Origin of the sequence: Streptomyces neyagawaensis (genome assembly GCF_023516595.1) — a bacterium.
GTDB classification, from domain to species: domain Bacteria; phylum Actinomycetota; class Actinomycetes; order Streptomycetales; family Streptomycetaceae; genus Streptomyces; species Streptomyces neyagawaensis.
The window spans coordinates 123,225-148,774 of sequence record NZ_JAMGBG010000043.1 but is presented as its reverse complement, the minus strand read 5'-3'; the positions used below and the strand labels follow the sequence as shown (position 1 = coordinate 148,774).

The 25,550-nt window shown below is 71.6% G+C and carries 25 protein-coding genes; 17 read left to right on the top strand and 8 right to left on the bottom strand.

Going from position 1 to position 25,550, the window contains the following annotated elements; translation table 11 throughout:
• The first annotated feature begins 69 nt into the window (after positions 1-69).
• The gene (locus tag M8J73_RS20130) at positions 70-621 is read left to right on the top strand and encodes a GNAT family N-acetyltransferase (protein WP_055541604.1); all 552 of its coding nucleotides are present in this window, start codon (positions 70-72) and stop codon (positions 619-621) included.
• Here M8J73_RS20130 and M8J73_RS20125 read toward each other — a convergent pair.
• Positions 611-1,294, bottom strand: coding sequence for a glycerophosphodiester phosphodiesterase (locus M8J73_RS20125; RefSeq protein WP_079055131.1), 684 nt, complete (start codon positions 1,292-1,294; stop codon positions 611-613). The genes M8J73_RS20130 and M8J73_RS20125 overlap by 11 nt on opposite strands.
• Positions 1,295-1,703: 409 nt before the next feature.
• Between M8J73_RS20125 and M8J73_RS20120 the strand changes: the two genes are divergently transcribed.
• The 4 genes from M8J73_RS20120 (at position 1,704) to M8J73_RS20105 (ending at position 5,659) form a co-directional block, all read left to right on the top strand.
• The gene (locus M8J73_RS20120; protein WP_055541602.1) at positions 1,704-3,101 is read left to right on the top strand and encodes a DUF6421 family protein; all 1,398 of its coding nucleotides are present in this window, start codon (positions 1,704-1,706) and stop codon (positions 3,099-3,101) included.
• Between the two features lie 47 nt (positions 3,102-3,148).
• Positions 3,149-3,901 carry an SDR family NAD(P)-dependent oxidoreductase gene (locus M8J73_RS20115; RefSeq protein WP_249828890.1) on the top strand — a complete coding sequence of 251 codons (753 nt, stop codon included), beginning with the start codon at positions 3,149-3,151 and terminating at the stop codon, positions 3,899-3,901.
• A complete protein-coding gene (locus tag M8J73_RS20110) occupies positions 3,898-4,968 on the top strand; it encodes a threonine aldolase family protein (RefSeq protein ID WP_055541349.1) in 1,071 nt (356 codons plus the stop codon). Before M8J73_RS20115 ends, M8J73_RS20110 begins: the two co-directional genes overlap by 4 nt.
• Positions 4,969-5,065: 97 nt before the next feature.
• Entirely contained in the window at positions 5,066-5,659 is a 594-nt protein-coding gene (locus M8J73_RS20105) for a transglutaminase-like domain-containing protein (protein ID WP_055541348.1), read from the top strand.
• Positions 5,660-5,665: 6 nt separating this feature from the next.
• On the opposite strand, the gene M8J73_RS20100 is transcribed toward M8J73_RS20105, so the two are convergent.
• Positions 5,666-6,394: a lysophospholipid acyltransferase family protein gene (locus tag M8J73_RS20100; protein WP_055541347.1), complete on the bottom strand. Its 729-nt coding sequence runs from the start codon at positions 6,392-6,394 to the stop codon at positions 5,666-5,668.
• A gap of 187 nt (positions 6,395-6,581) precedes the next feature.
• Positions 6,582-7,001, bottom strand: coding sequence for a DUF4395 domain-containing protein (locus M8J73_RS20095; protein WP_249828889.1), 420 nt, complete (start codon positions 6,999-7,001; stop codon positions 6,582-6,584).
• 75 nt (positions 7,002-7,076) lie between these two features.
• Here M8J73_RS20095 and M8J73_RS20090 point away from each other — a divergent pair, with 75 nt between their 5' ends.
• The 4 genes from M8J73_RS20090 to M8J73_RS20075 all read left to right on the top strand — a co-directional run bounded on the left by M8J73_RS20090 (position 7,077) and on the right by M8J73_RS20075 (position 10,293).
• Entirely contained in the window at positions 7,077-7,490 is a 414-nt protein-coding gene (locus M8J73_RS20090) for a TlpA family protein disulfide reductase (protein ID WP_079055275.1), read from the top strand.
• A gap of 205 nt (positions 7,491-7,695) precedes the next feature.
• A complete protein-coding gene (locus M8J73_RS20085) occupies positions 7,696-8,205 on the top strand; it encodes a flavin reductase family protein (protein WP_055543032.1) in 510 nt (169 codons plus the stop codon).
• Positions 8,206-8,448: 243 nt separating this feature from the next.
• A complete protein-coding gene (locus tag M8J73_RS20080; protein WP_055543033.1) occupies positions 8,449-9,234 on the top strand; it encodes an electron transfer flavoprotein subunit beta/FixA family protein in 786 nt (261 codons plus the stop codon).
• Positions 9,235-9,330: 96 nt separating this feature from the next.
• Positions 9,331-10,293 (top strand): electron transfer flavoprotein subunit alpha/FixB family protein, encoded by a 963-nt coding sequence (locus tag M8J73_RS20075; RefSeq protein WP_055543034.1) that lies wholly within the window; start codon positions 9,331-9,333, stop codon positions 10,291-10,293.
• A 55-nt stretch (positions 10,294-10,348) separates the two neighbouring features.
• Here the strand turns inward: M8J73_RS20075 and M8J73_RS20070 are convergent, their stop codons facing one another.
• On the bottom strand, positions 10,349-11,254 hold the full coding sequence (locus tag M8J73_RS20070) for an endonuclease/exonuclease/phosphatase family protein (RefSeq protein WP_055543035.1): 906 nt from the start codon (positions 11,252-11,254) through the stop codon (positions 10,349-10,351).
• A 188-nt stretch (positions 11,255-11,442) separates the two neighbouring features.
• Here M8J73_RS20070 and M8J73_RS20065 point away from each other — a divergent pair, with 188 nt between their 5' ends.
• Both M8J73_RS20065 and M8J73_RS20060 read left to right on the top strand, forming a co-directional pair.
• Positions 11,443-12,747: a DUF6986 family protein gene (locus M8J73_RS20065; RefSeq protein WP_055543036.1), complete on the top strand. Its 1,305-nt coding sequence runs from the start codon at positions 11,443-11,445 to the stop codon at positions 12,745-12,747.
• A gap of 114 nt (positions 12,748-12,861) precedes the next feature.
• A complete protein-coding gene (locus tag M8J73_RS20060; protein WP_249828888.1) occupies positions 12,862-14,733 on the top strand; it encodes a serine/threonine-protein kinase in 1,872 nt (623 codons plus the stop codon).
• Here M8J73_RS20060 and M8J73_RS20055 read toward each other — a convergent pair.
• Together M8J73_RS20055 and M8J73_RS20050 are read right to left on the bottom strand one after the other, a co-directional pair.
• Positions 14,679-15,515 carry a hypothetical protein gene (locus tag M8J73_RS20055; RefSeq protein WP_055543287.1) on the bottom strand — a complete coding sequence of 279 codons (837 nt, stop codon included), beginning with the start codon at positions 15,513-15,515 and terminating at the stop codon, positions 14,679-14,681. The two genes, M8J73_RS20060 and M8J73_RS20055, sit on opposite strands and share 55 nt — an antisense overlap.
• 3 nt (positions 15,516-15,518) lie before the next feature.
• Positions 15,519-16,568, bottom strand: coding sequence for a LacI family DNA-binding transcriptional regulator (locus M8J73_RS20050; RefSeq protein ID WP_055543286.1), 1,050 nt, complete (start codon positions 16,566-16,568; stop codon positions 15,519-15,521).
• 471 nt (positions 16,569-17,039) lie between these two features.
• Here M8J73_RS20050 and M8J73_RS20045 point away from each other — a divergent pair, with 471 nt between their 5' ends.
• The 3 genes from M8J73_RS20045 to M8J73_RS20035 all read left to right on the top strand — a co-directional run bounded on the left by M8J73_RS20045 (position 17,040) and on the right by M8J73_RS20035 (position 19,893).
• On the top strand, positions 17,040-17,972 hold the full coding sequence (locus M8J73_RS20045; RefSeq protein WP_249828887.1) for an ROK family protein: 933 nt from the start codon (positions 17,040-17,042) through the stop codon (positions 17,970-17,972).
• Between the two features lie 470 nt (positions 17,973-18,442).
• The gene (locus M8J73_RS20040) at positions 18,443-18,688 is read left to right on the top strand and encodes a hypothetical protein (RefSeq protein WP_055542562.1); all 246 of its coding nucleotides are present in this window, start codon (positions 18,443-18,445) and stop codon (positions 18,686-18,688) included.
• A gap of 167 nt (positions 18,689-18,855) precedes the next feature.
• On the top strand, positions 18,856-19,893 hold the full coding sequence (locus M8J73_RS20035; RefSeq protein ID WP_055542563.1) for an NUDIX hydrolase: 1,038 nt from the start codon (positions 18,856-18,858) through the stop codon (positions 19,891-19,893).
• 88 nt (positions 19,894-19,981) lie between these two features.
• Here M8J73_RS20035 and M8J73_RS20030 read toward each other — a convergent pair whose 3' ends face one another.
• Complete coding sequence (locus M8J73_RS20030; RefSeq protein ID WP_055542564.1) at positions 19,982-21,337, bottom strand: dipeptidase; 1,356 nt, start codon at positions 21,335-21,337, stop codon at positions 19,982-19,984.
• A 183-nt stretch (positions 21,338-21,520) separates the two neighbouring features.
• On the opposite strand from M8J73_RS20030, the gene M8J73_RS20025 reads away from it, so the two are divergent.
• The gene (locus M8J73_RS20025; RefSeq protein ID WP_249828886.1) at positions 21,521-22,726 is read left to right on the top strand and encodes a geranylgeranyl reductase family protein; all 1,206 of its coding nucleotides are present in this window, start codon (positions 21,521-21,523) and stop codon (positions 22,724-22,726) included.
• Positions 22,727-22,923: 197 nt separating this feature from the next.
• Here the strand turns inward: M8J73_RS20025 and M8J73_RS20020 are convergent, their stop codons facing one another.
• Positions 22,924-23,373: a nitroreductase family deazaflavin-dependent oxidoreductase gene (locus M8J73_RS20020; RefSeq protein ID WP_055522754.1), complete on the bottom strand. Its 450-nt coding sequence runs from the start codon at positions 23,371-23,373 to the stop codon at positions 22,924-22,926.
• Between the two features lie 218 nt (positions 23,374-23,591).
• Between M8J73_RS20020 and M8J73_RS20015 the strand changes: the two genes are divergently transcribed.
• Positions 23,592-24,305, top strand: a complete 714-nt coding sequence (locus M8J73_RS20015; protein WP_249828885.1) for a TetR/AcrR family transcriptional regulator — start codon at positions 23,592-23,594, stop codon at positions 24,303-24,305.
• 189 nt (positions 24,306-24,494) lie between these two features.
• A complete protein-coding gene (locus M8J73_RS20010) occupies positions 24,495-25,496 on the top strand; it encodes an ABC transporter permease (RefSeq protein ID WP_240501609.1) in 1,002 nt (333 codons plus the stop codon).
• Positions 25,497-25,550: the final 54 nt, after the last annotated feature.

Sequence of the window (25,550 nt, the reverse complement as noted above, 5' to 3'; positions counted from 1 at the left end):
CGGAGCCTAGTGGGCGCGGGGCTACGCTCTTGCGTGCCCGCGCCGCCGCCAGATCCGTCAGGAGCGCCCATGGACACCGCCCCCGGCCTGACCTTCCGTGATGCCACCGACGCCGACGTGGACGTGCTCGTCGCGTTGATCGAGTCGGCGTACCGGGGGGACTCCAGCCGGGTCGGCTGGACCACGGAGGCGGACATCCTCGACGGGCGGCGCACCGACCCGCAGGGCGTGCTGGACGTCATCAAGTCGCCCGACAGCCGGCTGCTCACCGTGGAGCGGGACGGCACGGTCGTCGCCTGCTGCCAGCTCGAACACCGCGGCGACCATGTGTACTTCGGGATGTTCGCGGTGAGCCCGGCGCTCCAGGGCGCCGGCCTCGGCAAGACGATCATCGCCGAGGCCGAGCGGATCGCGGTCGAGACCTGGGCCGCCGGGGAGATGCACATGACCGTGATCTCCGTACGGGACGACCTCATCGCCTGGTACGAGCGGCGCGGCTACCGCCGTACGGGACGCATGAGCCCGTTCCCGTACGGCGACGAGCGCTTCGGCATCCCGCTGCGGGACGACCTGCGCTTCGAACTGCTGGTGAAGGAGCTGGAGCGGCCGGTCACGCCGTGAAGCGGCCGGTGCGCTTGATGTCCGGATAGTCCGTGGTCGCGCCGTCCAGCTGCAGCGCGCGGACCAGACGCAGATGGTCCTGGGTGTTGACCACCCAGCCGATGATGCGCAGATTCGCCTTGCGGGCGTGCTCGACGACCTCCAGGGTGAGCCGCCGGATGTTCAGGACGAGGGTGGAGGCGCCGACCGCCACCGCCCGGTCCACGACGTCCAGGCCGTACCGGCTGGCGACCAGCGCGGTGCGCACGCCGGGGACGAGCCGGGCGATCTCGGCGACCGCCTCGTCGTGGAAGGACAGCACCTCGACCCGTCCCACCAGGTCGCGCCGGTGCATGACCTCGGCGAGGGCGCGGGCCGCCGCCGTGTCCTTGATCTCGGCCTGAAGGGGCGCCTGGACGGCGTCGAGCACCTCCTCGAAGGTGGGGATCCGCTCGCCGCGCCCCGCGTCGAGGGCGCGCAGCTCGGCGAGGGTCTTGTCGGCGATGGGGCCCGTGCCGTCGGTCGTCCGGTCCACATCCGCGTCGTGCATGACGACGAGGGCGCCGTCCTTGCTCAGATGCAGATCGAGTTCGATGACGTCGAGGCCCGCGCGATCGGCGGCGGTGAAGGAACGCAGGGTGTTCTCCGGTTCGACACCCATGACTCCACGGTGACCGATGGTGAGGAAGTTCAAGGTGGACTCGCTTCCGTCGACGGCGGCTCGGGCCGCGTGACCGGGAGGGGACGGCACGCGGCTGGGCCGCAGCGTAGTCGTCCGGCCCCGCGATGCATCCGTACGTGCACAAGCCCTTTCGAGCCATCTCAGGCCGTGTCACGTCGGAGAACCGGACCGTTTCCTCGCGTGTCCGCGCGAACCGGGTCATCCCTGAGTGGGCGAGTCCGGCGCGCGTTGACCCCGGCGACCCCTCTGGCCGATGGCCTCGCACAAACTGTGACCTGGAACGCGTGTGGCAGGAGATTCAGCGGTTAAGTACTGGGGGTGGCGGGAGAATTTCCGGCTTGGTCAAGTGGTCGACCTTGCGGGAGACGAGCTTCCCTACATACGGTGTCCGTACGAAAGGTTCTCCCGTGGAGGATGGGTCATGACGGAAATTCTTGTGCAGGTGGGTGCGGAGGGCGTTGTTCCTCCGGTCGGTAGGGTGGTGGAGCACCCGGCCTGGCCCGTGCTCAAGGATGCCGTGGAGCGGATCCGGCCATGGCAGTCCAAGGACGGCTCGATCGACTTCGACGCCGAGGGAGCCCCCGGCGCCGCCGACGCCGAGCAGGCCGTCCGTGATGTCATCGGCGCCGTGGAGGAGCTCTCCGCGCTGCTGCCGCACGACACGGCGTACCACCAGGCGCTCGTCAAGGATCTGCGCCGGTGGGCCGAGGGCGGCTTCGAGGTGCCGGACTTCCTCGACTCGCTGCTGGCCTTCCAGCCGGCCGCCGACCGCCGGGACGGCCTCCAGCACCTGGTCGTCTTCCCGATGTACACGCAGAACGGCAACCCCGACCGCAATCTCGAAGCGGTCGTGCTGCGCATGGTCTGGCCCGAGTGGCTGGCCGAACTGGAGTGCACCCGCTACGACAACCCGCTGTTCTGCGGCATCAAGTTCGAGGACTTCACGGCCGGCTACGACACCAACTCCGCCGTGCTCTTCCCCGAGACGATCGCGGTCCGCGAGGCGCCGGAACGTTTCTCCTGGGGTGGCATCTTCTGCGACCGCGAGGCCGCCCGCTTCCGCCGGGTGACCGACGCCGCCGTCGACATCCTCGGCCTGGAGCTCCCCGAGGACATCGCCGCGATGGTCCACGACCAGAAGCGCTGCGAGGAGGCCTTCGTCCTGTGGGACATGGTCCACGACCGCACCCACAGCCATGGCGACCTGCCCTTCGACCCCTTCATGATCAAGCAGCGCCAGCCGTTCTGGATGTACGGCCTGGAGGAGCTGCGCTGTGACCTCACCGCCTTCAAGGAGGCCGTGAAGCTGGAGTCCGACGGGGTGCCGCAGGCCCGCGACGTGCAGTACGCCGTGCTGTTCGACCGGATGTTCCGCTTCCCGGTCACCGGCGAGCGCGTGCGCAACTACGACGGCCTCGGCGGCCAGCTCCTCTTCGCCTACCTGCACAAGCACGACGTCGTCCGCTGGACCGACAACAAGCTGTTCATCGACTGGCAGCGCGCCCCGCAGGTCACCAACCAGCTCTGCGCCGACATCGAGCAGCTCTACCGCGACGGCATCGACCGCCCGAAGCTGGTCCACTGGTTCGCCGGCTACGAGCTGGTCTCCACCTACCTCGCACCCCACCCCGGCTCCCGCTGGGCCAAGGGCCCCGACGCCCTGGATCTGACGCAGCCGCCGCGCAAGCTCGTCGACGACGTGCTTCCGGACGAGTTTCCGCTCAGCATGTTCTATGAGGCGCTCGCCAAGAAGCTCAAGAACGTGATCGCCTCCACCAAGGGCATCACCGCGGCGAACGCCGAGCGGGCCGCCGCGTGAGCGCCCGATCCGCAGAGGTCCCAGTGGCTGCTCAGGAGGCGAAGACCATGGGGAACGGCAACGGAGCACTCAGCGGCGCGGTGATCGCGGTGGCGGGCGCGGGCGGGCCCGCGGGCCGGGCGACGCTGGCGCGGCTCGCCGAGGCCGGCGCGATCGTCGTCGGCTCCGACAACGACCCGGAGCGCCTCTCCGAGGCGGTGGACGCGGCCCGCTACGCGCACGGCGGCGCCACCGTCGTCGGCGACACGGTCGATCTGCTGGACCTCAAGTCGACCCGCGACTGGGCGCTGCGCGTCGAGAAGGACTTCGGCCGGGTCGACGGCCTCGTCCACCTCGTCGGCGGCTGGCGCGGCAGCGAGACCTTCACCCGGACCAGCCTCGACGACTGGGACTTCCTGGAGATGCTGCTCATCCGCACCGTGCAGCACACCTCCCTCGCCTTCCACGAGGCCCTCCAGCGCAGCGACCGCGGCCGGTACCTCCTGATCAGCGCGGCCGGCGCGAGCAAGCCCACCGCGGGCAACGCCGCCTACGCCTCCGCCAAGGCCGCCGCCGAGGCGTGGACGCTGGCCATGGCGGACTACTTCCGCAAGGCCGGGGGGCCGGAGGGACCGACGTCCGCGGCTGCCATCCTGGTGGTCAAGGCATTGGTGCACGACGCGATGCGCGCTGACCGCCCCAACGCGAAGTTCGCGGGGTTCACCGACGTCAAGGAGCTGGCCGAGGCCATCGTCGACGTCTGGGAGAAGCCCGCCGCCGAAGTGAACGGGAACCGTCTGTGGCTCACCGAGAAGCCGTGAATCCCCCCAGGACCGACGCACGACGCCATCACGACCCGGAGGTCCGCGGCTTCGCCAGCGACAACTACGCGGGGGTCCACCCCGAGGTGCTCGCCGCCCTGGCCCTGGCCAACGGCGGGCACCAGGTCGCGTACGGCGAGGACGACTACACCGAGAACCTCCAGCGGATCATCCGCAGCCACTTCGGCGCCACCGCCGAGGCGTTCCCGGTCTTCAACGGCACCGGCGCCAACGTCGTCGCGCTCCAGGCGGTCACCGACCGCTGGGGCGCGGTGATCTGCGCCGAGAGCGCCCACATCAACTGCGACGAGGGCGGCGCCCCCGAGCGCATGGGCGGCCTGAAGCTGCTCACCGTGCCCACCCCGGACGGCAAGCTCACCCCCGAGCTGATCGACCGGCAGGCGTACGGCTGGGAGGACGAGCACCGGGCGATGCCGCAGGTCGTCTCGATCACCCAGAGCACGGAACTGGGCACGCTGTACACGCCCGACGAGATCCGCGCGATCTGCGAGCACGCCCACGCACACGGCATGAAGGTGCACCTGGACGGTTCCCGGATAGCCAACGCGGCCGCCTCGCTGGACGTGCCGATGCGCACCTTCACCGACGCCGTCGGCGTCGACATCCTCTCCCTGGGCGGCACCAAGAACGGAGCGATGTTCGGCGAGGCCGTCGTCGTCATCAACCAGGACGCCGTCCGGCGGATGAAGCATCTGCGGAAGCTGTCCATGCAGCTCGCCTCCAAGATGCGTTTCGTCTCCGTGCAGTTGGAGGCGCTGCTCGCCCGGGACCTGTGGCTGCGCAACGCCCGCCACTCCAACGAGATGGCGCAGCGTCTCGCCGAGGGCGTCCGCGCGGTCCACGGCGTGGAGGTGCTGTATCCGGTCCAGGCCAACGGGGTCTTCGCCCGGCTGCCGCACGACGTGAGCGAGCGTCTGCAGAAGCGGTTCCGCTTCTACTTCTGGGACGAGGCCGCGGGCGTCGTCCGCTGGATGTGCTCCTTCGACACGACCGAGGACGACGTCGACCGGTTCGTGGCGGCACTGAAGGAGGAGATGGCCCGCTGAGCGGCGGCCCTCACCGACAAGACTGAGATTGCATAGATATACGGTCGCCTGAAAATGCATTGACCCTCGGGCGGCCGTATTTCTATGCTCTGCGGGCATGGAGCTGATCCAGGAAACCCCTGACCTGTCCGCCTACTTGACCGCCGACGATGTCATCGACCACCACCACCCGGTGGTGCGGGAGACCGCCGCGCGGCTGGCCCGTCAGTCAGCCGACTCGTATGACTATGCGCGACTGGCCTTCGAGTTCGTCCGCGACGCCATTCCGCACTCGGCGGACGCCGACGACCCGCGCGTCACCTGGCGCGCCTCCGACGTCCTGGAGCAGGGCACCGGGATCTGCTACGCCAAGGCGCATGCGCTGACCGCCCTGCTACGGGCCGAGGACATCCCGACGGCCCTGTGCTACCAGCGGCTGGCGCACGACGACGGCGGCGGACACGCCGTGCACGGTCTGGTCGCCGTGCGCCTCGACGGGGGCTGGCACCGGCAGGACCCCCGCGGCAACAAACCGGGCGTGGACGCCCGCTTCTCCCTCGCCGGGGAACGGCTGGCATGGGTCCCCGACCCTGCGGCAGGGGAGTGCGACTACCCGGTCCTCCACGCCACGCCCCACCCCGACGTCCTCGCAGCACTCAGAGCCGCGCCCGACCGGACACGGCTCTGGGAGACGCTCCCCGCGGCGCTGTAGGCCGGGTCAGCGGGCCTCGGCCTCGCGGACCTGCTCCGGGGTCGGGGCCGTGCCGCCGAGGTGGGCCGGCATCCACCAGGTGTCGTCCGGCCCCTTGGGGCGCACCGGGTAGGCGCGCTGCGCGGCTTCCAGCAACTCCTGGACGCGCTCGCGCAGTTGCCGGGTGATCGCACCGGCGTACTTGTCCTTGGATGCCTCTATCGCCTCGCCGACCCGGATGGTGATCGGGGTGTGGCTGCGCTTGAAGTTGCGCGGGTGGCCCTTGGTCCACAGTCGCTGCGTGCCCCACACCGCCATCGGGATCAGCGGGACACCGGCCTCCTGGGCCAGCCGGGCGGCACCCGACTTGAAGCTCTTGAGGGTGAACGACTGCGAGATCGTGGCCTCGGGGAACACCCCGACGATCTCCCCGGAACGCAGCGAGTCCAGCGCGTGCGCGTAGGCAGCCTCGCCCTGGGTGCGGTCCACGGGGATGTGCCGCATGTTGCGCATCAGCGGGCCGGAGATCTTGTGCCGGAACACCGATTCCTTGGCCATGAAGCGCACCAGCCGCTTCTGCGGCAGAGCGGCCAGCCCGTCGAAGATGAAGTCCAGATAGCTGATGTGATTGCTCACCAGTACGGCGCCGCCCGAGCGCGGGATGTTCTCCGACCCCTTGCAGTCGATCTTCAGGTCCCAGGCCTTGAACAGGGTGAGGGCGAGACCGATCGCGGGACGGTAGACAAGCTCTGCCATGGACGGAGTGGACCCTTCTCTCTGCCTGGGAAGGGGGCTCCCGGCGGAAAAGTTACGCAGCCGTAGGTTTACGGCTTGTCGCAGATCGTGCCCGAAGAACGCACGAGTAGCCAGCCCTGGTGCCGGTGAAGTGCGAGATTCTCGTCACGTCGGCCCACTCGGCCCCCTCCCGGGCCTTCTCATGTCCTCACCCGGCGCGTACCGTCACCCGGCGCACGAGCAGGTACATCTCGCAGCCCAGGCAGTACCCGAACACCGCGTTGAGGAAGGCCGCCGCGAGCGCCGCCCCCGTCGCCGTGAGCCCCAGCCACTCCGGGCCCAGCGTGAAACCGGCCAACCCCACCAGCGCGAACACCAGCCCGACGGACTGGGCGAACCGCGGCGGCCGGGGCGACTCGAACTCCGTCGGCGGCCCGAGCCGCGGCCGGACCACCCTGCGGAAGACCCAGCCGTACGGCGAACGACCCACCCCGCCCGCCGCGCCCAGCGCGAAGGCGAACGTCTGCCAGGCCAGCAGCCAGGCGCTGCCACTGATCAGCGCGGCGGCCAGCACGACCGCCGTCACGGCCGCACCGAAGCGCGGTCCTCTCACATCGATGTCGTCCATGCGTCAAGCATTCCGCAAGCCAATCTCTTCGAGGAGTCGGGAATCTTTGCAGTCTCATGAACGCTGAAGCACCCTGTGACCGGACTGGTGGTGTGCGTACTGGTGCTTGCCGCGGCGAGCGCCTTCGGAGTGCTGCAACGGCGGCGGAGCGGGAGAGTCGGAGTGCGCGTGCGGGACGGCGAGAAGCGGCTCGACGCCGCCGAGTTGGGGGAGGCGCTCGGCGAACGGGCCACGCTCCTCCAGTTCTCCAGCGCCTTCTGCGCCCCTTGCCGGGCCACCCGCAGGGTGCTCGCCGAGGTCACCGCGATGGTCCCGGGCGTCGCCCATGTGGAGATCGACGCCGAGCAACACCTCGACCTGGTCCGCCGGCTCGACATCCTCAAGACCCCGACCGTGCTCGTCCTCGACGCGGACGGCCGGATCGTACGGCGTGCCGCGGGTCAGCCGCGCAAGGCGGATGTGATCGCCGCGCTCGGCGAAGCCGTGTGAGGGGAGTGGCCCGTGACCTACCTCCCGGATGACGGGACGCGCTTGACTGTACGCGTCACGTATCGTCAATCTGACGGCATGCCCCGGGAACTCCTTCTCTTCGAGCGTGTCCATGTGGACCTGGTCCGCACGGCGAGTTCGCGCTGTCCAGGCTGTTGAGCAGCCACGGACCCCGCTCGTCGACCCCACCCGAAGGACATCACCCATGACGGCCACCTCCGGCCTCGGTTCCCCCCGGCTCGCCTCCCCCGACCTCCTGCGCTCCGTGTTCCGGCGGCACGCCGCCGGAGTCGCCGTGATCACCGCCCAGGGCCTCACGGGCCCGGTCGGCTTCACCGCCACCTCCCTCACCTCGGTCTCCGCCGAACCCCCGCTGCTCTCCTTCGGCATCGGCACCGGCGCCTCCAGCTGGCCCGCCATCGCCGAGGCGGAGTACGTGGGCGTGCACATACTCGGCGAGCACCAGCAGGAGCTGGCCGCCACCTTCGCCCGCAGCGGCGCCGACCGGTTCGGGGCGCCCACCGAATGGCGTAGCGGCCCGGAAGGGGTTCCCGTCCTCGACGACGTGCTCGCCTGGCTGGTGTGCCGGGTAGTGGCCCGGGTCCCGGCGGGCGACCACCGGATCGTCCTCGCCGAGGTCGTCCTCGGCGACCCTTGCGGTACCGGACGGCCGCTGCTCTACCACCAGGGACGCTTCAGCGGCCTGCGCGACTGATCCGCGCGGGCGAACGAGGCGCGAGGTTTCCCGCTCGATTCCCGACCGATTACGCAGGGTTGCCTACCTCACAGTTCAAAGCGCTTGCTTAGCGGGGATGAGATGCGGGACGGTAGGCGTCGTACTGGCGAGTAATATTCCGACCGGAGCGCAGGTCGCCCCGATCGGGATCGGCCGCTTCAGGCGCCTATGCTGCCTCCATAGCAGGCAGCCCAGAAATGACGATGCAGTAGGAGAGCCGGCGTGAGCTTGAGGATCGTTGTCACTGTGAAGTACGTGCCCGACGCCACTGGCGACCGGCACTTCGCCGATGACCTGACCGTCGACCGTGACGACGTGGACGGTCTGCTCTCCGAGCTGGACGAGTACGCCGTCGAGCAGGCGCTGCAGATCGCCGAGGACGCCGACGACGCCGAGATCACCGTGCTGACCGTCGGCCCCGAGGACGCCAAGGACGCGCTGCGCAAGGCGCTGTCGATGGGTGCGGACAAGGCGATCCACGTCGAGGACGACGACCTGCACGGCACCGACGCCATCGGCACCTCCCTGGTGCTCGCCAAGGCGATCGAGAAGGCCGGCTACGACCTGGTGATCTCCGGCATGGCCTCCACCGACGGCACCATGGGCGTCGTCCCGGCCCTGCTCGCCGAGCGCCTGGGCGTGCCGCAGGTGACCCTGCTGTCCGAGGTGTCCGTCGAGGACGGTGTGGTCAAGGGCCGCCGTGACGGCGACGCCGCCTCGGAGCAGCTGGAGGCTTCCCTGCCGGCCGTGGTCTCCGTGACCGACCAGTCGGGCGAGGCTCGTTACCCGTCGTTCAAGGGCATCATGGCGGCGAAGAAGAAGCCGGTTCAGTCCTGGGACCTGTCCGACCTCGACCTGGAGGCCGAGGAGGTCGGTCTGGAGGGCGCCTGGACGGCCGTCGACTCCGCTGCCGCGCGTCCCGCGCGCACCGCCGGCACGATCGTGAAGGACGAGGGCGAGGGCGGCAAGCAGCTCGCTGAGTTCCTCGCGGGCCAGAAGTTCATCTAAGGCCCCCGCGGCCCGGCCCGGCCCCCTGCGGCCCGGCCGAGCCCAACTCCCTTACGCCCCCTCAGACTTCGTAATTCCGCTAGGAGAACCATTCCCATGGCTGAAGTTCTCGTCTACGTCGACCACGTGGACGGTGCCGTCCGCAAGCCCACCCTGGAGCTGCTGACCCTGGCCCGCCGCGTCGGCGAGCCCGTCGCGGTCGCGCTGGGTGCCGGTGCCGCCGACACCGCCGCCGCGCTCGCCGAGCACGGCGCGGTCAAGGTCCTCACCCACGACGCCGCCGAGTACGCCGACTACCTGGTCGTCCCGAAGGTCGACGCCCTCCAGGCCGCCGTCGCCGCCGTCTCCCCGGCCGCCGTGCTGATCCCCTCCTCCGCCGAGGGCAAGGAGATCGCCGCCCGTCTCGCGCTGCGCATCGGCTCGGGCATCATCACCGACGCCGTCGACCTGGAGGCCTCCGACGAGGGTCCGGTCGCGACGCAGTCGGTGTTCGCCGCGTCCTTCACCACCAAGTCCCGTGTCTCCAAGGGCACCCCGGTCATCACGGTCAAGCCGAACTCGGCCGCCGTGGAGGCCGCCCCGGCCGCCGGCGCGGTCGAGGCGCTGGACGTCACCTTCTCCGCTCAGGCCACCGGCACCAAGGTCACCGGCCGCACCCCGCGTGAGTCGACCGGGCGTCCGGAGCTGACCGAGGCCGCGATCGTGGTCTCCGGCGGCCGTGGCGTCAACGGCGCGGAGAACTTCGCGCTGATCGAGTCCCTCGCCGACTCCCTCGGCGCGGCCGTCGGCGCCTCGCGTGCCGCGGTGGACGCCGGCTGGTACCCGCACACCAACCAGGTCGGCCAGACCGGCAAGTCGGTCTCGCCGCAGCTGTACATCGCCTCCGGCATCTCCGGCGCGATCCAGCACCGTGCCGGTATGCAGACCTCGAAGACCATCGTCGCGATCAACAAGGACGCCGAGGCCCCGATCTTCGACCTCGTCGACTACGGCGTCGTCGGCGACCTCTTCGACGTCGTCCCGCAGCTCACCGAGGAGATCAAGGTCCGCAAGGGCTGATCCTCCCTGCGCTGAAGGCCCCCGCGACCGTGCGAACGGTCGCGGGGGCCTTCGCTCATCCCAGGGTCAGTGAGGCCTGCACCGGCAGATGGTCGCTCGGGTACAGCCCGTCCACCGAGAAGGTGTTCATCGCCGCCCAGTTGGCGGTCACGCCGGGCGAGGTGAGGATCCAGTCGATCCGCCGGCCGCCCGGTCTCAGTCCCCGGTAGCCGTGGTAGGTGCCGTACGCCTCGCTGCGCGAGCCCGCCGCGTCCCAGGCGTCCACGAGTCCGATGTCCAGCATCTGCTCGTACACCCGGTTGTCGTGGGCGGCCGCGTTGAAGTCACCGGTGACGACGACCGGCAACGACCGGTCCCATCCGGCGATCGTCTTGCCGATGAGCCCGACGGACCGCTCGCGGGCGTACTGGCTGACGCTGTCCAGATGGGTGTTCAGGGCGTAGAACTCCCGCCCCCCGTCGGCGAGATCGGCGAAGCGGACCCATGTCACCATGCGCAGCCAGTCCGCGCCCCAGGTATTGGACGCGATCGTGTACGGGGTGTCCGACAGCCAGAAGTGGTCGAACTCGATCGGCTCCAGTCGGCGGGTGTCGTAGAAGATCGCCATGAACTCGTCCTTGCTGCCGCCCCCACGGCCGGTGCCGATCCAGTCGTAGTGCCCGCCGAGATCCTTCTCGATCATGCGCAGCTGCTGGTAGAGGCCCTCCTGGGTGCCGATGAGGTGGGGCCGCTCGCGGCGCAGCAACGCCCGCATCACCGGACGCCGGACCGTCCAGCGGGGCGTCTCGTCGACGACGGTCGCGAAGCGCACATTGAACGTCATGACGTTCAGTGCGCCCGCGTACTCGCCGGCGGCGGCGGGCTGTGTGGAGCCCGCCGTGGTGAGCAATGGTGCGGCGATGGCGGCCACCGCCGCGGACTTGAGTCCTTGGCGGCGTGTCACTCCGGCCTCGTTCGGCACGCGATCTCCTCCCCTTGGGAGTCAGGATGAAGCTTGCCGAATGAATACGGAAGAAGACGGTGGGATAGCGGTGACCAGGGGGAAGCATGGGGAATCCCACGCCGGGACGGTGTTGACCCGGGCCAAGATCCCCGATTAGCTTCGTCATGCGGATCGTAGATTCCGTAGAGCGGAAGATGGAGGTCGGAATGGGGCAGGGTCGGCAGGAGAACGTGGCGACGAGTCTCGCGGGCGCCGTCAGCGAGAAGATCAGCGCCTCCCTCGCCCCCGTCGACGCGGAACTGGAGCGCCGCTACCCCGGCGACCCCGGCACCCGCCAGCCGGTGCACACCGTCTACGTCCCCGGCGACGCGTTCGCCGCCGACACCCTCCGCACCTGGGGCGACCGGGCCCTCGCCGCCCTCGACGCGCACGCCCCCGACGCCGCGTCCTTCGCCACCGTCCTCGGACTCCCCGACCACCTCGCCGGCCCCGTCTACGACCGGGTCCGCGCCAAGCTGGAACGCGAACCGATCGAGGACCTCCGCGTCGACTTCGAGGACGGCTACGGGCCGCGCCCCGACACCGAGGAGGACGAGGCCGCCGCCCGCGCCGCCCGGCTGATCGCGCAGGCGTACGCGAACGGCACGGCCGCCCCGTACATGGGCATCCGCATGAAGTGCATGGAGGCGCCGGTACGCGACCGGGGCATCCGCACCCTCGACATCTTCCTCACCGGCCTGATGGAGGCCGGCGGCCTGCCCGACGGGCTCGTGCTGACCCTGCCCAAGGTGACGTACCCCGAGCAGGTCACCGCCATGGTCCGCCTGCTGGAGGCCTTCGAGAAGGCGCGCGGCCTCGCGCCCGGCCGGATCGGCTTCGAGATCCAGATCGAAACCAGCCAGGCCATCCTCGCCGCCGACGGCACCGCCACCGTCGCCCGCATGATCGGCGCCGCCGAGGGCCGCGCCACCGGACTGCACTACGGCACCTTCGACTACAGCGCCTGCCTCGGGGTCTCCGCCGCCCACCAGGCCAGCGACCACCCCGCCGCCGACCACGCCAAGGCGATCATGCAGGTCGCCGCGGCGGGCACCGGCGTCCGCGTCTCGGACGGTTCGACGAACGTCCTCCCGGTCGGTCCGACCGAACAGGTCCACGACGCCTGGCGCCTCCACTACGGCCTCACCCGCCGCGCCCTGGCCCGTGCCTACTACCAGGGCTGGGACATGCACCCCGGCCACATCCCGACCCGCTACGCGGCCGTCTTCGCCTTCTACCGCGAGGGCTACGAACAGGCCGCCGCCCGCCTGTCCCGCTACGCCAACCGCGCCGGCGGCGACGTCATGGACGAGCCCGCCACCGCCAAGGCCCTCAGCGGCTATCTGCTGCGCGGCCTCGACTGCGGCGCCCTCGACATCGACGAGGTGTCCGGGGCGACCGGACTGACCCGCGCGGACCTGGAGGGCTTCGCCACGCCCCGCAGGGCCGACCTGACTATTTCCGGCCAATGACGCGGCCGGTCGTGTAGCGGTCCTGTGACAGCCGTCGTCGCTGGTCCGAGCCGTCACCGCGGCACCGTAGTCTGTACGCCCACTCATTGACGTGTTCAGAGGAACGGGGCACTGGTGTCTTCGGGGGCGAACGAACAGGCGGACGGCGTCGGACGGCTCCTCGTCGGGCGGTACCGGATCGTGCGGCAGCTCGGACGCGGGGGGATGGGCGTCGTCTGGCGGGCCGTGGACGAGGTGCTCCACCGCGAGGTCGCCCTCAAGGAGCTACGCACCTACACGGACGCCGACGCTCCTGAACTCGCCGATCTGGGGCTGCGGATGCAGCGCGAGGCACGGGCCGCCGCCCGTATCCGGCACCCCGGGGTCGTCGCCGTGCACGACGTCGCCGAGGTCGACGGCCGCCCGCTGATCGTGATGGAGCTGGTCGACGGTCCCTCCCTGGACGACGTCCTGCGCGACCGGGGCCTGCTCGACCCGCGTGAGGCGGCCGCCATCGGCGCCAAGGTGATGGACGCGCTGGCCGCCGCCCATCAGGTCGGTGTGCTCCACCGCGACGTCAAGCCCGGCAACATCCTCCTCGACCGCTCCGGCCGGGTCGTCCTCACCGACTTCGGCATCGCCACCATGGAGGACCCGAACGACGGCTCCGCCACGCATCTGACGCGCAGCGGTGAACTCGTCGGCTCCCTCGACTACCTCGCCCCCGAGCGCGCCCAGGGCAACGACCCCGGCCCCGCCTCCGACGTCTGGGCGCTCGGCGCCACCCTGTACGCGGCCGTCGAGGGCACCTCCCCGTTCCGCCGTACGTCCACCTGGTCGACGCTGACCGCGATCGTGGCCGAACCGCTCCCGGACCCCCGGCGCTCCGGCCCCCTCGCGCCCGTTCTGCTCCAGCTGATGGACAAGCGCCCCGAGCACCGCCCCGACGCCTCCCGCGCACGGGAACTGCTGGAGGCGGTGGCCTCCGGCGCCGCGTCCGCCCCGTCGACATCGGGCGCCACGGGCCCGACGGCACCGCGCGGACAGGAGACCGAGCGCGGCGTCCCCTCGGTGCCCCCGGGCTTCGGCCCGCCCACGGCGGGCGCGGGCGGCGGCTTCGGTCCTGCGGGCGCGGGCGCGGGCGCGGGTGCGGGTGCGGGTGCGGTTGGCGGTCCCGGTGCAGGCGCCGGCTTCGGGCCGCCGCAGCCGATTCCGGGGTCCGGGACCGGGGCGTCCCCGTCGGTCGACGGCACCGGTTCCGGTGCGCAGCCCCAGGTCCCCGCCTCGGGTGCCGTCACCACCGTCTCCACTCCCGGCACCCCCCGGCGCCGCAAGGGGCGCGCCCTGCTCGCCGCCGTGGCCGTCTTCGTGGTTCTCGCCGCGACCGGGGTCACGGTCGCCCTGGTGAACGGCGACGACGACTCCGGGACGGGCGCACGGTCCGCACCCACCGACTCGACCGGCGCCACACCGTCCCAGCGCGCCGACCGGGACGCGGTCGACGTCTCGGACGACTCCGGGGACAAGAAGAAGGACGACGAGAAGGCGGACCCGAGCAAGAAGCCCAAGGAGGACGACGGCAAGAAGACCGAGCCGTCCCCCTCCCCGTCGAAGGACGGCACGGGCGGTACGACGGGCGGGGGTACGGGCGGTTCGGACACCTCGGGCGGCTCCACCGGCGGCGACACGACCGGCGGGACCACCGGAGGCGGTGCCACCGAGGAGCCGGTCTGCCACGCGATCGGCGGCGGCAAGTACAACTGCACCGTGTGGACCACCGCCAAGTCCTACGACGCCGCAGGCACCGAGGTCGGCGTCCTCAAGGCGGGCACCAACTACTTCTACTGCCAGCAGAACACCGGCCGCCGCGAGACCTCCGGCCGCTGGACCAACGTCTGGTGGGCCAAGACCGACGACGACAGCGGCAACCGCGACGTCTTCGTCAGCGTCGTCTACGTCAAGGGCGGCGACAACGACGCCCCGGTGCCCGGCCTCCCGGTCTGCTGAGGATCCGTCGGCCGCCGTGACCGGGGATGCGGCCGTACGTACGGCTCCAGGCCCGAGGTCGTCGTCCACCTCTTCTCCGCGAACAGCTGCCGCCCCCGGGCGCACAGGGCACGGTCGCCGCGCGCCCGCGCGCAGAAATCGTCGGGCGTCGTGCCGAACAGCTCACGCAACTCGGCCGACGACGCGAGGAGTTCGGTGAGCAGCGGGCGCTGCCGGCCGGGGTGCGGGCGCGGGCCGGGGCCGCTGTCGCGCAGGACGCCCCACCGGTTGACGTAGATCCAGGCGGTGTCCAGGACGTCGCCCGACTCCAGCTCGACACGGAAGTCGGCTGCGGGCAGGGCGGCCCGATGGAAGTTCCCCGTCGGTGAGTCGGCGCCCTCACTGGTGTCGATCACGGCGAGCTGCGCCTCGTCGAGCCAGGTGATGAACAGGTCGCGGGTCGTGCCGGGGGAGCGGAACGGCGACGCGGACAGATAGCCGAGCAGGCTGACATGGGCGGAGACACCGATGCCGATACCCGTCACCCTGGCCCTGACCATGGGGACGCGGCACTCCACACCGTGCTCCGCCATCTTGTGCACGAGCTGCGCGGGACAGGCGTTGGAGCCGACCGAGAGCACGGGGGCACGGTCCTCGAAGCGCAGCGTGTCCAGGGGCAGCATGCGGTTGCCGTCCAGGAGCGCGGACTCCTCGGGCCAGGCGCCCGGATAGCTCAGCGGGTCCTCGCGGGGCGCCACGTCGAGGCCGAGCGCTTCCAGCGTACGGGGGTCGGGGGGTGCCAAGGCTCAGTCCTCGGGCGGCAGTTCGCCCGAGCCGCGGGCGATGAGCCGTGTCGGGAGCTCGATGCGCTCCGGGGCGAGCAGGGAGCCGTCCAGCTGCTGGAACAGCCGCTCGGCGGCGGTCCGGCCCATCCGGGCGGGGTCCTGGGAGATCACCGTGATGCCCGGCTGGAGCAGATCGGCCAGCTCGAAGTCGTCGAACCCGACGAGGGCGACCCGCCGGGCGTGCTCGGCGAGGACCCGTACGACCGTCACCGTGACGCGGTTGTTGCCCGCGAAGACCGCCGTCACCGGGGCCGGACCGGAGAGCATCTCCTCGGCCGCCCTGCGCACCCGCACGGGGTCGGTGACGCCCAGGGACATCCAGGTGTCCTCGACCGGTATGCCCGCGTCCTCCATGGCCGCCCGGTAGCCGCGCAGGCGCTCGGCGGCCGTGTGGATGCGCGGCATGTCGCCGATGAACCCGATGCGGCGGTGCCCGTGCGCGATGAGGTGGGCGACACCGTCACGGGTGCCGCCGAAGCTGTCCGACAGCACGACGTCGGCGTCGATCCCCCCGGCGGGACGGTCCACGAACACCGTGGCGACGCCCGCCCTGATCTCGGGCTCCAGATAGCGGTGGTCGTCACCGGCCGGGATGATCACCAGCCCGTCGACGCGGCGCGCGCACAGCGCCAGCGCCAACTCCTGCTCGCGGTCCGGGTCCTCGGCGCTCGAACCGTTGATGAGGAGCGAGCCGTGGGCGCGGGACACCTCTTCCACCGCCCGGCTGAGCGGCCCGTAGAACGGGTCGGCGAGGTCCTCCAGGACGAGACCGATGCTCGCCGTACGGCCCTTGCGCAGCACCCGGGCGCTGTCGTTGCGCCGGAAGCCGAGCGCGTCGATCGCCTCCTGCACCCGGCGCTCGGTGTCCGGGGTGACGCCCGGCTCGCCGTTCACCACCCGTGAGACGGTTTTCAGGCCCACGCCGGCCCGGGCGGCGACGTCCTTCATCGTCGGACGGTTTCCGTACCGGCTCTCCGGTCTGCGGGCGATGCTGCGGGCGGTCTCGGGCACTCTGCGCTGTCCTGTCCTGTCGTCCCCGTGCGTGGCCGGTGGTGCCGTGTCCCGCGGTCCACGCCGTCGTCGTGGCCACGGGTCCCGCGGTGCTCAGGTCCGGTCGGTGGTCACCGGTCGGTGGTCACCGTTCTCGCGGTCCTGGTCGTCGGCGTCGGGCACCGGCTGCGCTGTCCTGAGGTGGTGTCGGTGGTCATGAGTCCGCGGCCCTCGGCTCTCGTCGGTGGTCGCCCGAGGCGCGGTCCGCGGTGTCATGGTGGTGCGTGTCGGATTTGTGCGGCTGTTGAGGATGTGCCGTCGAGCATAGAGCCTGGACAACGTTGTCACGGCCGGGAGAGACTGTCTATCGCATTCTCTGGCCGGCGCCCCCCACCAGGCGAGCGTCGTGCTGCCCGTTTTTCCGGCCGGAGATCCGGGCGCCGCAGGATCCGGGTGCCCGGGAGGAGACTCGGAGCGGGAGAACCGACACTGATGCAGACCGACCTCGTGGCCGCGCTCGACATAGGCGGCACCAAGATCGCCGGGGCCCTGGTGGACGGCCACGGCCGGATCCTGGTGCGCGCGCAGCGCCCGACGCCCGCGCGGGAGGACGGCGACACCGTGATGCGAGCCGTCGAGGAGGTCCTCGGTGAGCTGACCGCCGCCCCGCAGTGGGGCGCCGCCACGGTCGTGGGAATCGGCAGCGCGGGCCCGGTGGACGCCTCCGCCGGCACGGTCAGCCCCGTCAACGTCCCCGGCTGGCGCGGGTTCCCGCTGGTCGACCGGGTACGGGTCGCCACCGGCGGACTGCCCGTCGAGCTGATCGGCGACGGCGTGGCCATCACCGCCGCCGAGCACTGGCAGGGCGCCGCCCGCGGCCATGACAACGCGCTGTGCATGGTGGTGTCGACGGGCGTCGGCGGCGGCCTCGTCCTCGGCGGCCGCCTCCACACCGGGCCCACCGGCAACGCCGGCCACATCGGCCACATCAGCGTCGACCTCGACGGCGACCCGTGCCCGTGCGGTGCCCGCGGCTGCGTCGAGCGGATCGCGAGCGGCCCCAACATCGCCCGCCGCGCCCTGGACAACGGCTGGCGGCCGGGCCCCGACGGCGACACCTCCGCCGCCGCGATCGCCGCCGCGGCCCGCGCGGGCGACCCCGTCGCCGTGGCCTCCTTCGAACGGGCCGCGCAGGCCCTGGCGGCCGGTATCGCCGCCACCGCCACCCTCGTCGAGATCGACATCGCCGTCATCGGCGGCGGCGTCGCGGGCGCCGGCGACGTCCTGTTCGCGCCGCTCCGCGCCGCCCTCAAGGACTACGCGACCCTGTCCTTCGTCCAGCACCTCACCGTCGCCCCGGCCGAGATGGGCACGGACGCGGGCCTGGTGGGGGCGGCCGCGGCGGCGCTGGCACGGGGGCGCTGAGGCGGGCGCCGCCACGCCGGCGAACCGGCTGGGGAGGGCGGGGGACTGCCTGGGGCGTGGCGAAGCGGGGCGGCGTGCCGGCGGGCCGGCCCGGGCGCCGACGACCGGCGGCAGTGTGGCCGCCTTCGACGGTGCGGCGGTCGCCGACGTCCGCTGCTGCGGCTGGTGGAGTCCCGTGCCGGGGTTGTCGTCGGTCGGTGTCGTGGCTGGTGAAGTCCCGTGCTGTGGCTGCCGTCGGTCGGTGCTGTGGCTCGTGGAGCCCCCTCCGTGCTGTGACTGTCGTCGGCCGGTGTCATGGCTGGTGTAAGTCCTGGCTGGGGTTGTCGTCGGTCGTGCTGTGGCTGTCGATGCCCGTTCCCGGTGGGGCAGCCGGGCCTGTTGTGGCTGGGGTGGCCGGGCTGGTGGGCGCTGGGTGGGGGAAACGGTGGGGTGGCCGTGACCCGGTGGTGGGGTGGCGCGTTGAGCGGGGCATGAAGAAGCGCAGCATGCTCGCCATCGCCTCCCTCGCCACCGGTTTCGTCGTCGCGGCCATCACGCCGTCGCACGGTCTGGACGCCGCGGACACCCTCGGCAAGGCCGACGGGCTGAGCAAACTGGACGTCGGGGGAACCCTCGACACGGTCGGCCGAACGGTCGCCGACGACAGCCTGGCGCTCGGCGACGACGCCCTGGGGAGCGCCTCGGGGCAGCAGGGCAAGGCCGGTAAGAAGGGCTGACGCCCTCCGTCGGGATCGGCGGCTTCTCCCATCCGCCTCGAACGACGCGGTGGCGGGTTCCCACTCGGTGGGAACCCGCCACCGCGTATTTCACCTCCTCATCAGCGGCTGGTTTCCGCGTCGTAGTGGAGGGCAAGCCTCAGGGGGTCAACAGAAGAGGGGGAACCGTGATCGTCTGGATCAACGGTGCGTTCGGTGCGGGGAAGACCACCACCGCACGGGAACTGATCGACCTGATCCCGAACAGCACGCTCTTCGACCCCGAGGTCATCGGCAGCGCACTGACACACATGTTGCCGGCCAAGCGCCTCGCCGAGGTCGGCGACTTCCAGGACCTGCCGAGCTGGCGTCGGCTGGTGGTCGACACCGCCGCCGCGCTGCTCGCCGAGCTGGGCGGCACCCTCGTGGTCCCGATGACCCTGCTCCGCCAGGAGTACCGCGACGAGATCTTCGGTGGCCTCGCCGCCCGCCGCATCCCCGTACGGCATCTGCTCCTCGCACCGGCCGAAACGATCCTGCGGGAGCGAATAGCGGGGCGCGACATACCGCCGGACCTCCCCGACGGCGAGATGCGGATGCGCCAATGGGCGTACGACCACATCACGCCCTACCGCGCCGCCCTCGGCGGCTGGCTCACCGCCGACGCCCACCTCGTCGACACGAGCGCCCTCACCCCGTACGAGACGGCGCGGCGCATCGCCGACGCCGTACGCGACGGGAACGTACCCGTGTGCGACATCGTGCAGACCCCCGAGCCGACCGCGGAGACCGTGGCCGCCGGGGTGCTGATGTTCGACGACGACGACCGGGTCCTGCTCGTCGACCCCACCTACAAGCCCGGCTGGGAATTCCCTGGCGGTGTCGTGGAGCCCGGCGAGGCACCGGCCCGCGCGGGCATGCGCGAGGTCGTCGAGGAGACCGGGATACGCCTCGACCACGTCCCCCGGCTGCTCGTCGTCGACTGGGAGTCCCCCTCGCCGCCCGGATACGGCGGACTGCGCCTCCTCTTCGACGGCGGCCGCCTCGACGTGGCCGGGTCCCAGCGGCCCGTGCTGCCCGGCCCCGAGCTGCGCGGCTGGCGCTTCGTCACGGAGGAGGAGGCTGCGGACCTGCTGCCGCCGGTCCGCTACGAACGGCTGCGGTGGGCCCTGCGCGCCCGGGAGCGGGGCGCCGCGTTCTATCTGGAGGCAGGAGCGCCCGTGTGACGGCAGCCCCTGCCCCACCACCCTGTGCGGGAGGCGCGTCCGGCGCCCCCGGTGGGCTGCGGTGCCGCACCGGGGACGCCTCCTCCGCTCAGCTCGCCGCGTAGTTCGTCAGGAACAGCGCCTCCGTGACCGCCATGCGCTCCAGCTCGTCCGGTGACACGCTCTCGTTCACCGCGTGGATCTGCGCCTCCGGCTCGCTGAGGCCGATGAGGAGGATCTCGGCCCGGGGATAGAGGGCGGCGAGGGTGTTGCACAGCGGGATGGAGCCGCCGTGGCCCGCGTACTGCATCTCCTGGCCCGGGTAGGCGACGGCCATGGCCGCGGCCATCGCCTCGTACGCCGGGCTGGAGGTGTCGGCGCGGAACGCCTGGCCGTGGCCGATCGGCTCGCAGCTCACCCGGGCACCCCACGGGGTGTGCGCCACGAGATGGGCCTCCAGCAGCTTCATCGCCTCCTGGACGTCCACGCCCGGCGGGACACGCAGCCCGATCAGCGCGCGGGCGCTCGCCTGGATCGACGGGGTCGCCCCGACCACCGGCGGGGCGTCGATGCCGAGCACGGTGGCGGCGGGGCGCGCCCAGATCCGGTCGGCGACCGTGCCGGACCCGACCAGTTCGACACCGTCGAGCACCTTGGCGTCCTCACGGAACCGCTCGTCGTCGTACTGCAGACCGTCCCAGGTGCCGTCGCCCGCGAGCCCGTCGACGGTTGTCGTGCCGTCGGCGGCGCGCAGTGAGTCGAGGACGCGGATCAGCGCGGCCAGCGCGTCGGGCGCCGCGCCACCGAACTGCCCGGAGTGCAGGTTGCCCTCCAGGGCGTCGATCCGCACCCGCATGAGGATCATGCCCCGCAGAGACGCGGTGACCGTCGGCAGCCCGGCACGGAAGTTGCCGGCGTCGCCGATGACCACGGTGTCCGCCGCGAGCAGTTCGGGGTGCTGCTCCGCGTACTGCTGGAGCCCGCCCGTGCCCATCTCCTCAGAGCCCTCGGCGATCAGCTTGACGGTGACGGGGACGCCACCGTTCGCCTTGAGCGCGCGCAGCGCCAGCAGATGCATGATCACGCCGCCCTTGCAGTCGGCGGCACCGCGCCCGTACCAGCGCCCGTCCCGCTCGGTCAGCTCGAACGGCGGCGAGACCCAGGCGGCCTCGTCCAGCGGCGGCTGCACGTCGTAGTGCGCGTACAGCAGCACGGTCTTCGCGCCCTCGGGCCCCGGCAGGCAGCCGTACACGGACTGGGTGCCGTCGGGGGTATCGAGCAGGGCCACGTCCTGGAAGCCCTCGGCGCGCAGCGCGTCGGCGACCCAGTTCGCGGCGCCCTCGCTCTCGCTCCTCGGGAACTGGTCGAAGTCCGCCACCGACTTGAAGGCCACCAGTTCGGTGAGCTCCTCCTTCGCCCTGGGCATCAGTGAGGCGACGGTCTCGGCGACCGGGTTCGACGACATGGGCACGCTCCTCGTGGGTGCGACGTTGGTGCTTCTGTGGGTGTGCGTGCGTACGCGCGTACCCGGTGTGTCGGTGTAGGGCGCACGCGCTGCCGATCCTCCCACAGCGACTCTCGGTGACGACCGCCGTAGGATGCGTGGGAAAGGTGCGGCAGGCGGCTGGATCGGGAGCAGTAGACCATCGTGAGCAGCGAGAACTCTTCGGCGGACGACGTACAGCGGGTGTGGGACGTCGTCGTGGTGGGCGCGGGGCCCGCGGGGGCTTCGGCCGCCTACGCGGCGGCGGTCGCGGGACGCAGCGTCCTGTTGCTGGAGAAGGCCGAACTGCCCCGGTACAAGACCTGCGGCGGCGGCATCATCGGCCCCTCTCGGGACGCGCTGCCGCCGGGCTTCGAACTGCCCTTCAAGGACCGCGTGCACGCCGTCACCTTCTCCCTCGACGGCCGCTACTCCCGTACGCGCAAGTCCAAGCAGATGCTCTTCGGGCTGATCAACCGGCCCGAGTTCGACCAGCAGCTCGTCGAGCACGCGCAGAAGGCCGGCGCCGAACTGCGCACGGGCGTCACGGTCACCCGCGTCGAGCAGCACGGCTCTGCCGTACCGGACCGCCGCACGGTCGCCGTCGTCCTCCAGGGCGGCGAGACCCTGCTGGCGCGGGCCGTGGTCGGCGCGGACGGCAGCGCCAGCCGCATAGGGGCGCACGTCGGCGTGAAGCTGGACCAGGTCGACCTCGGCCTGGAGGCGGAGATCCCCGTCCCGGAGACCGTCGCCGAGGACTGGAAGGGCCGCGTCCTCATCGACTGGGGCCCGATGCCGGGCAGTTACGGATGGGTCTTCCCCAAGGGGGACACGCTGACGGTGGGTGTGATCTCCGCGCGCGGCGAAGGCGCCGCCACCAAGCGGTACTTGGAGGACTTCATCGGACGGCTCGGTCTCGCCGGTTTCGAACCGAGCATCTCCTCCGGGCACTTGACGCGCTGCCGCGCCGACGACTCGCCGCTCTCCCGGGGGCGGGTGCTGGTGTGCGGGGACGCGGCGGGGCTGCTGGAGCCGTGGACGCGCGAGGGCATCTCGTTCGCGCTGCGCTCGGGGCGGCTCGCGGGGGAGTGGGCGGTCCGCATCGCCGAGGCGCACGACGCGGTGGACACCCGGCGGCAGGCGTTGAACTACGCGTTCGCCGTGAAGGCCGGCCTCGGCGTCGAGATGAGCGTCGGCAAGCGGCTGCTGATCGCCTTCGAGCGGCGACCCGGCCTGTTCCACGCGGCACTCACCGGTTTCCGGCCCGCGTGGCGCGCGTTCGTCGACATCACGCGCGGCTCGACGTCGTTGGGCGAGATCGTGCGCACCCACCCGATCGCCCAGCGCGCACTGACGGCGTTCGACCGTTAGGCGGGCTGGGGCTGGGGGTTAGGTCTGGCGCTGGGCTGGGCTGGACGAGCTGGGGTTCCGGAGCTCCGGGGCGGGTGTGGGGCGAGGAGCGGTTGGAGGCGGGCGGGGCAGGTCCCGGTCGTGCTGGGTTGCTTCGCCTCGCCATGCGTTGCGTTGCGTTGCGCTGCGTTTCGTTCCGGCCCGTGCCTCGCGGCCGGTCACTTCTTGATGGTGATCCGGAAGACGGGGTGCTTCGGGGCGGCGGCGAGCAGTTCCTCGTCCGTGGAGTCGGCGTTGACGTCACCGAAGAAGCGGCCCACCTCCCAGCCCCACTTCTTGAGGTAGGTCCGCAGGACCACCGGCTTCTCCTCGTCGGGCAGCTCGACCGCCGTGAACTCCTGTACCCGGCGCCCCACCTGGAGCCGGCCCCCGCCCGCCGCCCGCATGTTCCGGACCCACTCGGAGTGGCCGCGCGCCGAGACGAGGTAGGGGCCGCCCTCGTACGGCAGCGGGTTCACCGGCAGGCGCCGCCACTCGCCGCTCTTGCGGCCGCGTACGGACAGTTCCGCCGTGCCGAGGAAGCTGACGCCTCGCCGGGCGAGCCAGCCGATGGCGTTGTTGACGGCGCGGTCGACGGCGCTGACCTTGATGTAGTGGGTCGACGACATGGTCCCCTCCTGGGGCGCTCGATGAGCCATGGAGAGAGCGGTGCTCTCGCTTGAGAGCAGTGTGCACGAGACGGATGCTCCAAAGCAAGAGCAGTGCTCTTGTTTGTGGGTGTCGCTCTTGATTGTGTGCGGCGTTCTGATTTGAGAGTGCCGCTCTAATTTGTGTTCAGTGCTCTCGAATGTGTGCAGTGCTCTGCCTCTGTGGCACACTGCTGCGCATGAGCACCCCACAAGGAGCCCGTGCCCGCGCCCGGACGGAAGTCACCGCAGCGATCAAGGACGAGGCGCGCAGACAGCTCGCCGCCGAGGGCGCCGCCAAGCTGTCGCTGCGCGCCGTCGCCCGCGAGCTGGGCATGGTCTCCTCGGCGCTCTACCGCTACTTCCCCAGCCGTGACGAGCTGCTCACCGCGTTGATCATCGACGCGTACGACTCCCTCGGTGAGGCCGCCGAAGCGGCGTACGCGAAGGTGAGCGGGGAGAGTCCGGCGCGGCAGTGGGTCGCCGTGTGCGAGGCGGTGCGGGAGTGGGCGTTGGCGCGGCCGCACGAGTACGCGTTGATCTACGGCTCGCCGGTCCCCGGCTACTCCGCGCCGTCGACGACGGTGCCGGCCGCCGCGCGGGTCGGGCTGCTGCTGATCGGGATCGTGCGTGACGCCTACCAGGACAAGGGCGTCGCCCAGTGGAAGCTGCCCGCCGAGTTGCGGCCCGAGGCGCGGCGCATGGCCGAGGACCTCGCCCCCGATCTGCCGCCGGAGGTGGTCGTCGTGCTGATCGGGGCGTGGGCGCAGCTGTTCGGGCTGGTCAACTTCGAGGTGTTCGGGCAGTTCAACCGGGTGGTCGAGGACCGGGGGGCGTTCTTCCGCCACGCGGCGGGCCAGCTCGCCCACCATGTGGGCCTCGTGTACCCGCGGTCCGGCGCGAAGGAGCGCTGAGGCGCCCCGGGCCACTCGACGAGGCCAGGGCCACTCAACGAAACCAAGCCAGTCGACGAGGCGAGGCAGGCCGAGGCGGTCGGGCGGGGCGGGCCGGGTCGGGCCGGGGCGCGTACGTCCCGGGGAGTATGTGTGATCACCTCGCTCGGGTGACGCCGGGGGCGGGGCCCGGCGTCTAGCGTGGCCGTCATGGCAGAGCAGGGTGCGGGAGCGGGTGGTTCGCCGGGATGGGGCGGTGGTGGGCTTCGGCACCGTTGGCACGGGGCGCCGCCGTGGTGGAACCGCCCGGACGGCGACGTGTCGCGCCCCAGCTGGCCGTGGCGCTCGACCCTGGCGCTCACCGTTTTCGTGCTCCTCGGCTCGAACGCCGCCGCCGACATGCAGGAGGGCGAGCGCGCCCTCCTGGACCCGTTCGCCCGCGTCCTGTTGCTCCTGGGCACCCTCATGCTGCTGTGGCGCTGGCGGCGGCCGGTGGTCGTCGTCTTCGGCACGGCCGCGACCGCCATGGTCTATCTGGGCGCCGGCTACCCGTACGGGCCGGTGTTCCTCACCGTCGCCGTCGGCTGCTTCAGCGCGGTCGTCACCGGGCACCGCAAGGCCGCCTGGACGGCGATGGGCGCGCTGTGGGCGGGGCACGTCCTGGTGGCGCACTGGCTGTACGTGTGGCTGCCGCCCGGCGGGGACGACGCGGCGAGCTGGGTGGCATTGCCCTTCGCCACGGGCGTGTTCCTGGTGGACGGCGTCGCCCGGCAGGGCGGCGGGGCCTTGCTCACTCTGGTGTGGGTGCTGCCGCTCGGTCTCCTGGCGACCCTGCCGCTGGGCGCCGTCATCGGCTCACTGGTCGACAGCCCGCGCGCCGTCGGGCTGCTGATGTTTCCCGTGCTCGGCCTCGTCGTGATCTCGGGGGTCTACTTCCCCCTGTCGAAGCTGCCCGAGTGGCTGCAGACCGTCGGGCAGATCTTCCCCGTGTACTGGCTCGGCCTCGGACTCCGCTCCGCGTTGCTGCCCGGCGAGGCCGTCGCCGCCGAGATCGACGCGTCCTGGCGGCACTGGGAGACGGCGGCCGTCCTGGGCGCATGGACGGTCGCGGGGCTGCTCCTCGCGCCGTCCGTCCTGCGCCGCATGGCCCGCCGCGAGTCCGGGGCCGCGATGGCCGAACGGCAACGGAAGGCCATGCAGCGGGTCGGATAGGGGACTGCCCCCGGCCGGCGGCGCAGTGGCCACGACGGTGGGTGGGCGCTGGTG

Bases quoted from the DNA above. Each gene is read 5' to 3' on its own strand.
- M8J73_RS20130 (WP_055541604.1), top strand. From the start codon at position 70: ATGGACACCGCCCCCGGCCTGACCTTCCGTGATGCCACCGACGCCGAC.
- M8J73_RS20120 (WP_055541602.1), top strand. From the start codon at position 1,704: ATGACGGAAATTCTTGTGCAGGTGGGTGCGGAGGGCGTTGTTCCTCCG.
- M8J73_RS20115 (WP_249828890.1), top strand. From the start codon at position 3,149: ATGGGGAACGGCAACGGAGCACTCAGCGGCGCGGTGATCGCGGTGGCG.
- M8J73_RS20105 (WP_055541348.1), top strand. From the start codon at position 5,066: ATGGAGCTGATCCAGGAAACCCCTGACCTGTCCGCCTACTTGACCGCC.
- M8J73_RS20100 (WP_055541347.1), bottom strand. From the start codon at position 6,394: ATGGCAGAGCTTGTCTACCGTCCCGCGATCGGTCTCGCCCTCACCCTG.
- M8J73_RS20095 (WP_249828889.1), bottom strand. From the start codon at position 7,001: ATGGACGACATCGATGTGAGAGGACCGCGCTTCGGTGCGGCCGTGACG.
- M8J73_RS20085 (WP_055543032.1), top strand. From the start codon at position 7,696: ATGACGGCCACCTCCGGCCTCGGTTCCCCCCGGCTCGCCTCCCCCGAC.
- M8J73_RS20075 (WP_055543034.1), top strand. From the start codon at position 9,331: ATGGCTGAAGTTCTCGTCTACGTCGACCACGTGGACGGTGCCGTCCGC.
- M8J73_RS20065 (WP_055543036.1), top strand. From the start codon at position 11,443: ATGGGGCAGGGTCGGCAGGAGAACGTGGCGACGAGTCTCGCGGGCGCC.
- M8J73_RS20045 (WP_249828887.1), top strand. From the start codon at position 17,040: ATGCAGACCGACCTCGTGGCCGCGCTCGACATAGGCGGCACCAAGATC.
- M8J73_RS20040 (WP_055542562.1), top strand. From the start codon at position 18,443: ATGAAGAAGCGCAGCATGCTCGCCATCGCCTCCCTCGCCACCGGTTTC.
- M8J73_RS20030 (WP_055542564.1), bottom strand. From the start codon at position 21,337: ATGTCGTCGAACCCGGTCGCCGAGACCGTCGCCTCACTGATGCCCAGG.
- M8J73_RS20020 (WP_055522754.1), bottom strand. From the start codon at position 23,373: ATGTCGTCGACCCACTACATCAAGGTCAGCGCCGTCGACCGCGCCGTC.
- M8J73_RS20015 (WP_249828885.1), top strand. From the start codon at position 23,592: ATGAGCACCCCACAAGGAGCCCGTGCCCGCGCCCGGACGGAAGTCACC.
- M8J73_RS20010 (WP_240501609.1), top strand. From the start codon at position 24,495: ATGGCAGAGCAGGGTGCGGGAGCGGGTGGTTCGCCGGGATGGGGCGGT.